The sequence below is a fragment of the Stenotrophomonas sp. YJH_SMC_4 genome (genome assembly GCF_059371575.1).
This window is the reverse complement of the sequence record NZ_JCAFUR010000037.1, coordinates 1-13732: the sequence shown is the minus strand read 5'-3', so window position 1 is coordinate 13732 and position 13732 is coordinate 1. Positions and strand designations below refer to the sequence as shown.

Genomic DNA, 13732 nt, shown 5'->3' with positions numbered 1-13732 from the left:
CCGGCGGCGTCGTCCTTGGCGCTGTTGATGCGCGAACCGGAGGACAGGCGCTGGATGGTGGTGGCCAGCGAGCTGCCGCTGGTGCTCAGGTTACGCTGAGCATTCAACGACATCGTATTGGTGTTGATGACTTGTGCCATGAGGAGAGGTCCTTGAGCGGTTGCACGTGAGTTGGGTTAGACGCCCCCGACGTGCCCCGGGGGCGGCTCATGTCAGCGCTGCAACAGGCTGAGCACGTTCTGCGGTACCTGGTTGGCCTGGGCCAGCATGGCCGTACCGGCCTGCTGCAGGATCTGGGTGCGGGTCAGTTCGGCGGTTTCCTTGGCGAAGTCGGTATCGCGGATGCGGCTGCGCGAGGCCGACAGGTTCTCCGAGGAGGTCTGCAGGTTGGCCACCACCGAGGTGAAGCGGTTCTGGATCGCGCCGAGGTCGGCGCGCACGCTGTTGACCGACTCGAGGGCCTTGTCGACGATCGACAGCGCCTTCTGCGCACCTTCGGCGGTGGTGACGTTCAGGTCCTTGACGAAGTTGGCCGTGGCGCCGGTCAGCAGGCCGCCGTTGGTGCTGGTTTCGGTCAGGCCCAGGCCAGCGATGGTCGCGGCGGTGGCGCCAGCCGGCGGGGTTGCGGCACTGATGCCCAGGGTGAAGGTCTGGCCGTCCTTGACCGAGGCCAGGCTGATCACGCCGGCATTGACCGAGGCCATGACGCCGGTTTCGCCCAGCTTGTTGTTGATCGCGGCGGAGGTGGCCGAGGTGATCGATTCGCCCGCCTTCACGGTGAAGTCGTTGATGGTGACCGTGGTGGCGGTGCCGCCCGGCGGGGTCACCGAGATCTGCAGGCCGGAGTAGGTGGTGTCGGCGGTGGCCTTGTCGGCGGCGGCCAGGCTGGTGCCGGTGTAGCCGTTGGCGAAGGTTGCCGCGCCCAGCGAATCGGCCTTGGCGTTGACCACGCTGTTGATGGCGATGGCCTGGCCGGCGTTGGCGCCGACCTGGAACAGCTGGCTGGTGAAGGAGCCGTCCAGCAGCTTGGTGCCGTTGAAGTCAGCCTGCTTGGCCACGCGGTCGACTTCCGAGACCAGCTGGGTCACTTCAGCCTGCAGGGCCTTGCGGTCGCTGGCCGAGTTGGTGGCGTTGGAGGACTGCACGGCCAGTTCACGGATGCGCTGCAGGTTGTTGCCGACTTCGCTCAGCGAACCCTCGGCGACCTGGGCCAGCGAGATACCGTCGTTGGCGTTGCGGATGGCCACGTCCAGACCACGGATCTGGGTGGTGAAGCGCTCGCTGATGGCCAGGCCGGCCGCGTCGTCCTTCGCGCTGTTGATGCGCAGGCCGGACGAGAGGCGCTGGATGGTGGTAGCGAGCGAGCTGCCGCTGGTGCTCAGGTTGCGCTGAGCGTTGAGCGACATCGTATTGGTGTTGATTACCTGTGCCATGGGGTCGTCTCCTCTTATATGGAACCCGTTGGTGAATGAAACGAAGCGCCGCCTGTTTTTTTGTGTGGCTGTGTGCTTCGCTGTTGCCAAATGAATAACGGCGCTTTGTCAACAACCTTTAGCCGTGAATTCCGTCGACGCTGAAATCCCGTGCCGGAGGCTGTTTTTCCGGGGTTTTCCAGCCCTGGCCGGGCGTGAAGGCGACCCCGGAAGGGGCGGTTGGGCATGCCCAACCAGCGCTGATGAAGGTATCGGCGGGGCAGGGCCTGGCTTGATGGGCAATCACGGAAAATGCGTGCAGCATGTTTCCGGTAGCGCCAGCCCACGCCCGACGAGTGCGACGGAACGGGCACGCAGGAACGAAAAAGGCCGCGATGCAGGGCATCGCGGCCTTTCAGGGGTGACGCAGGAGATGCGTCAGCGGATCTTGTTGAACAACGACATCGACTGCATCTGCGAGAAGATCGTCTGTGCCGCCTGCAGCGCGGTGCTCTGCAGCTGGTACTGGCTCAGTGCATCGGCATAGTCCAGGTCACGCATCTGCGACAGCGTGGTCTTCAGGGTCACGCTGTTGGCTTCACGCATGTCGGCGGCATTGTCCAGTGCCTTCAGCTGCGCACCGCCGGCCGCGCGCGAATCGATCATCCGTTCCGACGCACGGGCCACATCGCGCAGGGCGCTCTGCAGTTCGTTCTGCTGCGCGCTCATCTTGGCGGTGGTGCCGGTGTCGGCATCAAGCGCGGCAATCAGCTTGTCCATGGTGTCGAAGATGTCGCGGCTGGTGGCCGGCTTCACGTTGAAGCTGTCACCGGCAGCGGGTGCGCCGGTGATCTGCAGGCGGACACCGTTGACTTCCACGTTGTCACCGGCCTTGAACGTGCCGGTGCCGGTCACGTTGCCAGCGCCGTCCAGTACCTGGTACTGGTCGGCGGCGGTGAAGCGGATGCTGAAGGACTGGCCGTTCCAGCTGTCGCTGCCATCGCGGGTGATGTTGGTCAGCACGCCGTTGCCGGTATTGCCGGCCGCGGCAACACCATCGACGAAGCCGTCGCCGGTAGGAATGCGCATGAAGATCTCGCTGCCGGGCAGGGCATCCCGCACATAGGTATCGGGGCCGACTTCAATCTGGCGCTGGGTCTGGTCGCCACGGTAGACCACCTTGCCATTGATCTTGGCGAACGGCGGATCGCCATCTTTGGTGCCGCCGAACACGTAGCGGCCGGTGCCGTCGTCGGCGTTGGCCAGCGACAACAGGCCCTCGCGGATCTGGTTCAGTTCGGTGATCAGCGTTTTCTTGTCGGCGGCGCCCAGCGCCGGATTGCTGGCCTGGATGGTCAGGTCGTTGACGCGCGCCATCAGGTCGTTGACCTGGGCCAGGGTGTTTTCCTGTACGCCCAGTCGGTTCTGCACGTTGCCGGCATTCAGTTTCATCCGGTCCAGTGCGGCCAGGCTGCGGTCAAGCCCGACCGCCGCACCAGCGGCAACCGGATCGTCCTTGGCGCTGACGATCTTGCTGCCGGTGGCGATCTGCTGCTCCAGGTGGCTGAGCTTGGCCTGCTTGGCCATCATCAGCGACACGGACTGGTTGAACATCATGCTTGTGGAGATACGGCTGCTCATCGACGGACGGCTCCCAGGATGGTCTGGAACATGCTGTCGGCGGTGGAGATCAGCTGCGAGGCTGCCTGGTAGGCCTGTTGCAGGCGAAGCATGTCGGCCGCCTCTTCGTCCAGATTGACGCCGGATACTTCATCGCGTGCTTCCTGCGCCTTGTCATTGATCACCAGCTGCGCTTCCAGCGAATACTCGGCCGAGCGGGCGGCTGCACCGACCTGGGTGGTCAGGCCCCCCAGGGCGCCGTTGAGGGTGACCGTGCCGCTGTTGAATGCCTTGGCGCTCTCCACCTTGGACAGCCTGGAGGCGTTGCTGTTGTCCGACGAGCCCGCCGGAGTCGGGGTGATGTTGAAGGTGTCGCCGACCTTCGGCGCACCGTCCAGCACGAAGCTCCAGCCATTGGCACTGATGGTCTGGCCGGGCGTGTAGGTCTGCGGCGGGCCCCCATCGATGGTGTAGGTGGTGGCCGAGGTGAACACGATCGCGGCCGGATTGCGCAGGTTGGCGTTGGTCGAATCGCTGACGGTGACACCGCTCAGCTTGCCGGTGCCCGTGTTGGACGTCGCCGCCGCGCCCTTCACTGCCGCAGCAGCGGCGATGCGCGAGGGATCGGTGACCGCCACTTCCATGCTGCCCGCCACGCCTGCGGTCGGCTGCAGCAGGAAGCGGTCGTTGGCCGCCGGGGTACCGCCGACCACCAGCTTGACGCCGTTGATCACCAGTGGATCGGCGGCCGTACCGGTGCCGGTCAGCGGAACGTTCGCACCGGTGTCGGCACGACTGGCCTTCCAGTTGGTGCCATCGAACTGCAGCACCACGTTCTGCGCGTCCAGCTTGCCGAGGTCGCCGTAACTGGCGCTGAGGCTGGCGGTGCCGGTGTTGGCATTGTTGGCGGTGACGCGTGGATTGCCGATGTTGAAGAAGTCACCCCCCAGCTGGCCATACAGGTCCACGCCCTGGTGATGCACCTGGTTGAAGCTCTCGGCCAGGCCTACCGCCAGCTTGCCCAGTTCGGCCTGGGCAGGCGTCAGCACGGTGTCGCGGAATTCCAGCAGGCCGCCGATCTGGCCACCGACCGCCTTCGGGTCGAGGCGGATGGTGTTGCCCTGCGTTTCCAGCGCCAGCTGCAGGCGCTCGGGCTGGTACGGGTCGGCCACGGTGGTGACCTTGGTCGCCGTGGTGCCCACCACCAGTGCGTTGCCGCCGGCGGTGTAGACATTCATGATGCCGCCGTCCTGGATCACCGCCGTGCCACCGGTGTAGCCGATCAGCTGGGTGATCAGCTGATCGCGGCGGTCGAGCAGGTCCGGTGCGGCGGTAGCGATGTTGGTGCCGATCGCACCGTTGATCTGCGCGATCTCCTGCGCCAGCCGGTTGACCTCGGTGGCACCGGCCAGCAGGCCGTTGTTGACCTCGCTGTTGAGGTTGTTCAGGTGCGTGTTGAGCTGCACGAAGCGGTTGGCCAGCGCCTTGCCACCATCCAGCATGTTCTGGCGGTCGGCGGTGCCGGCGGCATTGGAGGACAGGCCGCTGACCGAATCGAAGAACTTCGACCAGACGCCGGACACGTTGGTTGCCGCGTCGGAGAACAACGAATTGACCCGGTCGGCCATGCCGGAGAGCTGCTTCAGGCGCGCCAGCTCGCCGCTGCTGTCGAGCAGGCGCGAGATCGCCAGCTGGTCGGCGGTACGGCGGATGTCGGTGATGCGGGTGCCGTTGCCGACCGTGCCGTAGCCGTAGTTCTGGGGATCAGCCGTGGCGAAGTTGACCTTCTGCCGGCTATAGCCCGGAGTATTGAGGTTGGCCACGTTGTGGCTGGTGGTCGCCAACGCACGCTGGAAGGCGAGCAGGGCACCGGTACCGGTGGAAAGTACGCTGGACATGGGGTTCCTCAACGACGGGTGATACCCAGCGCCGCGGTTGCGGTGCTGGCGAAGGTCTGGCCAAGGCGCGAGCCGGCATCGGCCACGGCGCTGACGGCGCGCTCGATGGTCGGTCCGCCGGCGATCGCGGCGATCTTGGCCGCGTAGCGCGGGTCGGTGGCATAGCCGGCGCGCTGCAGGCCACGGGCGAAGCCCTGCACGTCGGTGCCGGCCTGCAGGGCCTGCTGGTAGCGCGGGCTGGTCTTCAGCAGGCGCACGTAGTCGGCAAAGCTCTCGGCCGGCGAACTGTAGGCACGGAAGCTGGCGGTCTCGTTGCGGCGCACGCCATCGACGTACTCGTGGGTGCCGGCCACGGCGCGCTGGCCGTTCCAGCCATTGGCCTTGATGCCGAACAGGTTGTGCGAGGTGCTGCCGTCGGCATGCTTGATGTGGCGCTTGCCCCAGCCGGTTTCCAGCGCCGCCTGGGCAACCAGGGCGCGGGCATCCACGCCCAGTTCCTTGGCCGCACGCTGCGCGTGCTGCCAGATGCTGGCGACGAAGCCTTCCGGGGTGTGTTCGCCCAGCTGGGCGACGGCGGTACGGGTCGCCATCGCATCGGCCGGGCTGATGGCCGTACCGCGGTTGCTGGCGGTGGCCGCCCACTGGTCGCTGTTGGCAGCCCAGTCCTCGCCTTGCAGGCCGCCGATGTACGGATCTTCGGTACCCAGCGAGCGGTGCATGCTGCTGCTTTCGCGCCCGGCGATCAGGTCCAGCGCCTGTTCCATCGGTGCAACCGCCGCGTGTGCGCCGGACTGCGCGCCGGCGGCCATCTGCTGCAGAAGGCGCACGGCCTGGCTGCCGTCTTCCAGCGGCAGCGACGGTGCCGGCTTGGCCGGTGCATTGAGCTGATAGGCACGGCTGGCCTTGGCCGGGTCCACGCGGGTATCCAGCGCCGGGCCATCGGCGGCCTGGCCGGACAGCTGCCGGCTGATCATGCCAGACAGGCCAAGGCCCTTGCCGCGGGTCATCGCCTCGGCAATCTTCTGGTCGTACATCTCGCGGAACATCTTGTTTTCGCCGGGGAACAGCGAGTCGCCGAAGCTGGCGTCACGCATGCTCTTGACCAGCATCTGCGCGAACTGGCCTTCCAGCTGGCGCGCGACCTTGTCGATCTTCGCCGGATCGTTCTGTTGTGCCGGGTGCAGATCGAATGCGGGATTGATGCGCATATCAGATCACCTCGAGCTCGGCACTCAATGCGCCGGCCTGCTTCAGGGCTTCCAGGATCGCGATGAGATCGCCTGGTGCTGCGCCCACGGCGTTCACCGCGTGCACGATCTCGTCCAGGGTGGTGCCGCCGCTGAACTTGAACATGCGGCTGCCGTCGTTGGTGGCGGTGATGGTCGACTGCGGGCTGGCTACGGTACGGCCGCCGGACAGCGCATTGGGCTGGCTGACGTTGGTGTTTTCCTGGATGGTCACGGTCAGCGAACCGTGCGAGATCGCGGCAGGTCCCACGCGCACCTGCTGGCCGATGACCACGGTGCCGGTACGCGAATTGACCACCACCTTGGCCGGAGCGCTGCCCGGGGTCAGTTCCAGGTTCTCGATGCGCGCCAGCAGGCCGATGCGTGCGCCCGGATCGGTCGGCGCGGTAACCGCCACGGTCACGCCGTCGACCGCACGCGCCGCACCGTCGCCGAACGCATTGTTGAGTGCAGCGACCATGCGCGAGACCGTGGTGAAGTCATTGTTGTGCAGGTTCAGGGTGATCTCGCCGCCGTTGGCCAGCGGATCGGGCAGCGCACGCTCCACGGTGGCACCGTTGGGAATGCGGCCGACGCTGGGCACGTTCACCGAGACACGGGAACCATCCTTGCCCTGTGCACCAAAGCCGCCCACGATCAGGTTGCCCTGGGCGATGGCATAGATCTGGCCGTCGGCGCCACGCAGCGGGGCCATCAGCAGTGAACCGCCGCGCAGCGACACCGCGTTGCCGATCGAGGACACGGTGATGTCGATCGGCTGGCCCGGCTTGGCGAACGGCGGCAGTTCGGCGTGGATCGCCACGGCGGCCACGTTCTTCAGCTGCGGGTTGACGTTCGGCGGTACGTTCACGCCCAGCTCGCCGAGCAGGTTCTTCAGGCTCTGCACGGTGAAGGGTGCCTGGCTGGTGCGGTCGCCGCTGCCATCCAGGCCGACCACCAGGCCATAACCCACCAGCGCATTGCCACGCACGCCGCCGACCTGGGCCAGGTCCTTGATGCGCTCGGCGCTGGCCGGGGCCACCACCGCGAAGACCAGGAACACGCCGCAGTAGAGCGACGTCATGCGTCGCTGCCAGGAAGAAGAGGAGAAGAGTTTCATGGCCATACTCAGAACGGCGTCAGGCCGGAGTTGAAGAAGCGGCTCAGCCAGCCCATCGCGTTGGACTGCGCGACCGGGCCGCGGCCGCCGTAGACGATGCGGGCTTCGGCCACGCGGCTGGACGGAATGGTGTTGTCCTGGCTGATGTCGCCCGGGCGCACGATGCCCTGCACCTGCACCAGTTCATCACCCTGGTTCAGGCGCAGGTTCTTCTGCCCCTGTACCACCAGGTTGCCGTTGGGCAGGCGCTGGATCACCGTGACCGTGACGCTGCCCTGCAGGCGGTTGCTCTGCGCGCTGTTGCCCTTGCCGGTGAAGTCACGCGCGCCCTTGGCCGTCGCACTGAGGATGTCCTTGCCGCCCAGGGTGACCGGCGCACCGAGGATGGACGGCGTGCCCAGGCTCAGGTTCGATTCCTTGTTGGTGGCGGTATTGGCACTGGTCTGCGCGGTGGTGTTTTCCAGCAGGGTGATGGTCAGCAGGTCGCCGACATCGCGCGCGCGACGGTCCGAATACAACTGCAGGGTCGGGCCGGCCGCGTAGATCGCGCCGGCGGTCGGTTCGGCCTGCGGTGGCATGATCGGCTGGATCGGTGCCATTGCCGGATAGGGGCGCACATCGCCGGCAATCACGCAGCCACCGAGCAGGGCAGCCACGGTGCAGGCGAGGGCAGTGCGGGCGAAGTTGGAAATGTGCGACATGGCGGTTTCCCGGGTTGGCCGGTCAGAGCTTGTTGTTGAGGTAGCCGAGCATCGAATCGGTGGTGGAAATCGCCTTGGCGTTCATTTCGTAGGCGCGCTGGGTTTCGATCATCGACACCAGCTCTTCCACCACGTTGACGTTGCTGCCTTCCAGCGCGCCCTGCACGACGGTGCCGAGGCCGTTGAGGCCGGGGTTGCCGTTCTGTGCCGGGCCGGAGGCCGTGGTCTCGAGGAACAGATTCTCGCCACGGGCCTGCAGGCCGGCCGGATTGACGAAGTCGGTCAGGGTCAGCGCGCCGACTTCCACCGAGGCGGCGCCGTCGGCCATCTTCACGCTGATGGTGCCGTCGGTACCGATGGTTACCGACTGCGCGCCTTCGGGAATCTGGATGCCTGGCTGCACCGGGTAGCCGCTGTTGGTGACCAGCTCGCTGTCCTGGTTGATCTTGAACGAGCCATCACGGGTGTAGGCCGAGCTGCCATCAGGCATCTGAACCTCGAAGAAGCCGCGGCCATTGACCATCACGTCGAGGGCGCGGCCGGTCTGCTGCTGGCCACCCTGTTCAAAATTCTTGGCGGTGGCGACCACGCGCACGCCGGTACCCAGTTGCAGGCCGGTTGGCAGCTGCGTCTGTGCCGAGGAGGAGCCGCCGGGCTGGCGCACCTGCTGGTACAGCAGGTCTTCAAAACTGGCACGGTCCTGCTTGAAGCCGGTGGTGTTGGTGTTGGCGAGGTTGTTGGAAACCACCGACATGCGCATCTGCTGCGCATCCAGTCCGGTTTTCGCGATCCACAATGCCTGGTTCATCTTCGGTGTCCTGTCTGGTGGAGCCGGCCGCGCGGTGCGGCCCTTGTCTTCGGGTGTGCAAGCGGTGTGCCAGCGCCGCTGTCAGGTGGCGCCGGAATTCCGTCAGCTTCCCAGGCGCAGCATGCTGTTGGCGCTGCGCGCGTTCTCGTCGCCGTGCTTGATCACCTGCACCTGCATTTCGTACTGGCGCTGCAGCTGGATCATCTGCACCAGCGCGCCTGCGGCGTCCACGTTGCTGCCTTCCAGCTGGCCGCTTTGCACGGCCGTGCCCTGTGCCGGGGCGAACGGCTGGCGCGGGTCGGTGTTGCGGAACAGGCCATCCAGGCCACGCTCAAGGCGCTCGTCCGGCGCCTGCACCACCTTGATCCGGCCGATCTGCGCCATCGTCTGCGGGCCTTCGCCCTGTGGAATGATCGAGATCGTGCCGTCGGCACCGATCTCCATGGCCTGGTAGGGCGGAATGGCGATCGGGTTGTTGTTGTCATCCAGTACCGGACGGCCACTGGAGGTCACCAGCTGGCCGTTCGGCGTCACCGACAACGCCGCGCCGCGCGTGTACGCCTCGCTGCCGTCGCTGGACTGCACGGCCAGCCAGGTGCCGGTCTGCAGGGACAGATCCAGCGGCTTGCCGGTGATGTGCTGGGAGCCGGGCGTACGGTTGAAGCCGGCGTCGACGTGCAGCGCATCCACCCGCGAGGCAAAGCCCGGGCCCTTGATCGGGAAGGCTTCGGTGTTGGCCAGCGCTTCCTTGAAGCCAGGGGTGTCCGAGTTGGCGAGGTTGTGGCTGAGCGTTCCCTGCGCCTGCAGGGAGGCGCGGGCACCGGTCATCGCCACGTAAAGGGCTTTATCCATGCGGGGAGTTCCGTGACAGGGTCAGCAGCTCATCAACGGATGTTGATGACGGTCTGGGTGATCTGGTCCTGGGTGGTGATCATCTGCGCGTTGGCCTGGAAGTTGCGCTGCGCGGTGATCATGTTGACCAGCTGCTCGGTGAGGTCGACGGTGGATGCTTCCAGCGAGCCGGCCTGGATCTTGCCGAGATTGGAGGTGTCCGGCATTCCGGTCCGCGGGGTGCCCGAGCTGAAGGTGTCCACCCACAGGTTGTTGCCCTTCGATTCCAGGCCCTGCGGATTGTTGAAGGTGGTCAGCGCGACCTGGCCCAGCGGCTTGTCGGCGCCATTGGAATAGCGGGCATAGACCACGCCGGTTTCCGACACGGTGATCTCATTGAGCTTGCCGGCGGCGTAGCCGTCCTGCTGGGTGTTGCGCAGCGCGAACTTTTCGCCGTACTGGGTCGAGCCGCTCACGTCCAGCGTCATGTTCAGCACGCCGGCACCGGTGGTCGGGGTGTAGGTGCCGAGGCTGACCTTGCCGTTGGCAGGTGCGACCAGCTTGCCGCTGTTGTCGAAGGTGACCGGGGTCGGTGCGCCGGCCGGCTGGCCATCGACGTAATTGCGCACGGTCCATTCGTTGGGGTTGGCGCCCTTGACGAAGTACGAGACCTGGATGTGGCTCACGCCCAGCGAGTCGTACACGGTGATGCCACCGCTGGAGTGGTTGTAGCTGTTCGAATCGGCCGGGTCGAAGGTCGCCACCGTCGGTTGCTTGGCGTTGGCCGGCAGGGTGAAGCCAACCTTCACTTCGCTGGTCTGCTTCGGCGGGCTGTCGGTGGTCAGCAGCTGCAGGTCGACCAGGCGGCCGGCATCGAAGTTGGTGCCATCGGCATTCGGTGCGAACACCTGCAGGCGCGCGCCCTGCGGGTTGACCACGTAGCCCGATGCATCGGTCTGGAAGTTGCCGGCGCGCGAGTACACGCGGGTGCCGTTCATGTTCATGGTGAAGAAGCCTTCACCGGAAATAGCCATGTCCAGGCTGCGGCCGGTCTGTTCGTTGTGGCCCTGCTTGAACTGCTGGGCGACATTGGAAACGCGCACGCCAGAGCCGACCGCGTTCTTCGACAGGCCATAGCCGGTGGCCGAGAACAGGTCGGCGAATTCGGCGCGCGATTCCTTGAAGCCGGTGGTGTTGACGTTGGCGACGTTGTTGGCAGTGACGCTCAGGTCGGAATTGGCGGCATTGATGCCGGACAGCGAGACATTGAAGCCCATGGGATGCTCCTGGTAAGTGCGGGGTGTGCGGCTCAGCTGACGCGGAGCACGTAGTCGATCGGGGCCGTGCCCAGGCCCTTGAGGTTCAGGTACAGGCCGTCGGAACCGACGGTCACGCTTTCCACCGGCGCCTGCACGTAGGTGGAAAGCTTGGTGCTCTTGCCGGCGGTATCGACGTGGTTGGCAACGATGGAGTACTTGCCCGGCTCCATGCGCTTGCCGTTGGCATCCTTGCCGTCCCACTGGAACCCAGTCTCGCCGGCGGCCTTGGCTTCCACGCTCAGCGAGGTGACCTTGGCGCCGGTGGCATCGGTGATGTCGACGGTGATGATGCCGGCCGAAGGCGCGGCCACCGTGCCTTCAACGTTGCCTTCCTTTTCCAGCACCAGCTTTTCCGACGGCACCAGCACCTGGTGGCCGACCAGCGCCGCACCACGCAGCACCTGGTCGCTGGCCATCGATTCCTGGAAGCCCTTCACCGTCTTGTTCAGATCGGTGATGCCCTGCACGGTGGACATCTGCGCCATCTGCGCGACCATCTGCGTGTTGTCCATCGGCTTCAGCGGATCCTGGTGCTGAAGCTGTTCGGTCATCAGGCGCAGGAAATCGGCCTGGTCCAGCGTGTTCTTCTTCTTGGTGGCGTTGCTGTTCGGGGCGTTCAGACCGAGTGCGGTGTAGACGTCCTGGTTGGTCTGGTTGTTGACGGCGGTGGTCATGGCGGTATCCGGTACTGCGGGCCTCAGCGGCCCATGGTCAGGGTGGCCAGGGCCAGTTCCTTGGCGGTGGTCAACATCTCCACGCCGGCCTGGTAGTTGCGCGAGGTCGAGATCAGGTTGACCATCTGCGCCACCGGGTCGACGTCGGGCTGGTAGATGTAGCCATCGCCATCGGCCAGCGGGTGGCCCGGCTCATAGCGCTTGATCGGCGCCGCATCGCTCTGGGTGATCTCCTTCACCTTCACCGAGGTGATGTTCGGATCGTTCTTGCTGGTGACGGCCTGGAAGATCGGCTCCAGCGGCTTGTACACCGCGTCGGCGGAACCGGCGACGGTATCGGCGTTGGAGAGGTTGGAGGCGATGGTGCTCATGCGCACCGACTGCGCCTGCAGCGCGGAGCCGGCGATATCGAAGATCGGCAGGTTGCTCATGGCTTATTGCCCCGTGATCGCGGTCAACATGGAACGCACCTTGCTCTCGACGAAGCTGAGCGAAGCGCGGTACTCGAGCGCGGCGCGGCCATAGGCCGCACGCTCGGCATCGGGATCGACGGTGTTGCCGTCCAGGCTGGGTTGCACGCCCTCGCGCGCGATCTGGAACGGGTTCAGGCCACTACTGATTTCGTAGTGCTGCTCATGGGTGGTGGCCATCAGGCCATTGGCATCCTGCCCCTGGGCATGGCGCAGGGCGGCATCGAAGTCCAGGTCCTGGGCCTTGTAGCCGGGAGTGTCGGCATTGCCGAGGTTGCTGGCGATCAGCTTCATCCGCTGTTCGCGCAACGGCATGGCCTGGGCATGGACGCCCAGGTAGTCGGTAATCAGGTTGCGCACGGTGCACTCCCACGGGAACGTTGCCCGGGAAGCTGCAAGGGGTGTGCCAAATTCGAGAGGGTAGTGCCGGCCGCTGGCCGGCTCCCCGATGGATCTGCGGTTGCCGGCCAGCGGCCGGCACTACCGGATCAGTGGCCTCAGGCCGCCAGCGCCACCTTGCGCAGGCGGTCCAGCACGAAATCGGCCAGCTCGTGCGGCGAGTACTTGGCGACGAAGGCGTTGGCGCCGACGCGCTCGACCATGGCGTTGTTGAAGACGCCCGACAGCGAGGTATGCAGCAGCACGTAGAGGCCGGCAAGGCCTGGATGGCGCCGGATTTCCGTCGTCAGCGTATAGCCGTCCATCGCCGGCATTTCGATGTCCGAGATGACCATGGCGTAGCGCTCGGCCGGGTTCTCGCCTGACGCGTGGATCTGCAGCAGGTGGTCCAGCGCCTGCTTGCCATCGGAAAGCAGGGTGGCGCCCACCCCCAGCTGGTCCAGCACGCTGCGGATCTGCTGGCGGGCCACGCGCGAGTCATCCACCACCAGCACCTGCAGCTGCGGGCCGTCGGAGGGCATCGCCATCGCCGGATCGAGCACCGCTTCGCCGCGCACCTGGGCGATGTCGGCCAGGACGCTTTCCACGTCGATCACCTGAATCAGTTCACCCTGGAAGCGGGTCACTGCGGTCAGGTAGCTCGATTCGGCGCCCAGTTCCGGCGGCGGATGGATGTCTTCCACCGCGATGTTGACGATGCGCTCCACGCCGCTGACCAAGAAGCCCTGGATCGAGCGGTTGAACTCGGTGACGACCAGGTAGCCGGGCGAGGTGTCCGCCTCCGGCTCGCGCTCGGGATGGCCGATCGCCAGGCCGAGGTCCAGCACCGGCACCGAGCGGCCGCGCACGTCGGCCACGCCGGAGAACTGGCTGGGCAGTCCGGGCACCTGGAACAGTTCCGGGCGCCGCAGGACTTCCTGCACCTTGAAGACATTGACGCCAAAAAGCTGACGTCCGCCGAGACGGAACAGCAGCAGCGCCAGGCGATTGTGGCCGGCCAGTCGGGTCCGCTGGTCGATCCGGTTGAGCAGGTCATGGGACATGGCTGCTGTATCGGCGGGGTAGGCGCCGAACTTGAGGGCGCTGTGCCGCCCGCGCGCTCCACACCGCTTCTGTAGAGTCGACTGTTAGTTGTGATCTCTCTGTACGTTGTTCATCCGGGACATCTTTGGAAAATGGTGGTTACCACACCTCTCCAGACCCCAAAGAGCCCGGATGAACCACCATAAAAATGCCCGTTTGACCGTCCATAGT

Annotated in this window: 14 protein-coding genes; all 14 read right to left on the bottom strand. The window is 65.8% G+C overall.

Annotated elements, in window-relative coordinates; translation table 11 throughout:
* Positions 1 to 140 (bottom strand): flagellin N-terminal helical domain-containing protein (locus tag AC5P9F_RS20710; protein WP_482995120.1); only part of this gene is annotated, 140 nt, incomplete at its 3' end.
* A gap of 72 nt (positions 141 to 212) precedes the next feature.
* Positions 213 to 1433 (bottom strand): flagellin, encoded by a 1221-nt coding sequence (locus AC5P9F_RS20705; protein ID WP_111118369.1) that lies wholly within the window; start codon positions 1431 to 1433, stop codon positions 213 to 215.
* 417 nt (positions 1434 to 1850) lie between these two features.
* Positions 1851 to 3053: a flagellar hook-associated protein FlgL gene (gene flgL, locus AC5P9F_RS20700; RefSeq protein WP_197584641.1), complete on the bottom strand. Its 1203-nt coding sequence runs from the start codon at positions 3051 to 3053 to the stop codon at positions 1851 to 1853.
* A complete protein-coding gene (flgK, locus tag AC5P9F_RS20695; RefSeq protein ID WP_111189489.1) occupies positions 3050 to 4930 on the bottom strand; it encodes a flagellar hook-associated protein FlgK in 1881 nt (626 codons plus the stop codon). The genes flgL and flgK overlap by 4 nt, the downstream gene beginning before the upstream one ends.
* Before the next feature lie 8 nt (positions 4931 to 4938).
* On the bottom strand, positions 4939 to 6138 hold the full coding sequence (gene flgJ / locus AC5P9F_RS20690; RefSeq protein ID WP_043033570.1) for a flagellar assembly peptidoglycan hydrolase FlgJ: 1200 nt from the start codon (positions 6136 to 6138) through the stop codon (positions 4939 to 4941).
* A gap of 1 nt (position 6139) precedes the next feature.
* Positions 6140 to 7282: a flagellar basal body P-ring protein FlgI gene (locus AC5P9F_RS20685; RefSeq protein WP_111118370.1), complete on the bottom strand. Its 1143-nt coding sequence runs from the start codon at positions 7280 to 7282 to the stop codon at positions 6140 to 6142.
* A gap of 2 nt (positions 7283 to 7284) precedes the next feature.
* Positions 7285 to 7977, bottom strand: a complete 693-nt coding sequence (gene flgH, locus AC5P9F_RS20680) for a flagellar basal body L-ring protein FlgH (protein ID WP_043033568.1) — start codon at positions 7975 to 7977, stop codon at positions 7285 to 7287.
* 22 nt (positions 7978 to 7999) lie between these two features.
* Positions 8000 to 8785 (bottom strand): flagellar basal-body rod protein FlgG, encoded by a 786-nt coding sequence (gene flgG, locus AC5P9F_RS20675; RefSeq protein WP_005409571.1) that lies wholly within the window; start codon positions 8783 to 8785, stop codon positions 8000 to 8002.
* A 102-nt stretch (positions 8786 to 8887) separates the two neighbouring features.
* Positions 8888 to 9637 (bottom strand): flagellar basal body rod protein FlgF, encoded by a 750-nt coding sequence (locus AC5P9F_RS20670; RefSeq protein ID WP_088429340.1) that lies wholly within the window; start codon positions 9635 to 9637, stop codon positions 8888 to 8890.
* Positions 9638 to 9669: 32 nt separating this feature from the next.
* On the bottom strand, positions 9670 to 10893 hold the full coding sequence (flgE, locus tag AC5P9F_RS20665) for a flagellar hook protein FlgE (RefSeq protein WP_111193543.1): 1224 nt from the start codon (positions 10891 to 10893) through the stop codon (positions 9670 to 9672).
* Positions 10894 to 10925: 32 nt separating this feature from the next.
* Positions 10926 to 11609: a flagellar hook assembly protein FlgD gene (locus AC5P9F_RS20660; RefSeq protein ID WP_012480127.1), complete on the bottom strand. Its 684-nt coding sequence runs from the start codon at positions 11607 to 11609 to the stop codon at positions 10926 to 10928.
* 23 nt (positions 11610 to 11632) lie between these two features.
* Positions 11633 to 12040, bottom strand: a complete 408-nt coding sequence (flgC, locus tag AC5P9F_RS20655; RefSeq protein ID WP_005409575.1) for a flagellar basal body rod protein FlgC — start codon at positions 12038 to 12040, stop codon at positions 11633 to 11635.
* A gap of 3 nt (positions 12041 to 12043) precedes the next feature.
* The gene (flgB, locus tag AC5P9F_RS20650; RefSeq protein WP_005409576.1) at positions 12044 to 12439 is read right to left on the bottom strand and encodes a flagellar basal body rod protein FlgB; all 396 of its coding nucleotides are present in this window, start codon (positions 12437 to 12439) and stop codon (positions 12044 to 12046) included.
* 137 nt (positions 12440 to 12576) lie between these two features.
* On the bottom strand, positions 12577 to 13521 hold the full coding sequence (locus AC5P9F_RS20645; RefSeq protein ID WP_005409577.1) for a chemotaxis protein: 945 nt from the start codon (positions 13519 to 13521) through the stop codon (positions 12577 to 12579).
* Positions 13522 to 13732: the final 211 nt, after the last annotated feature.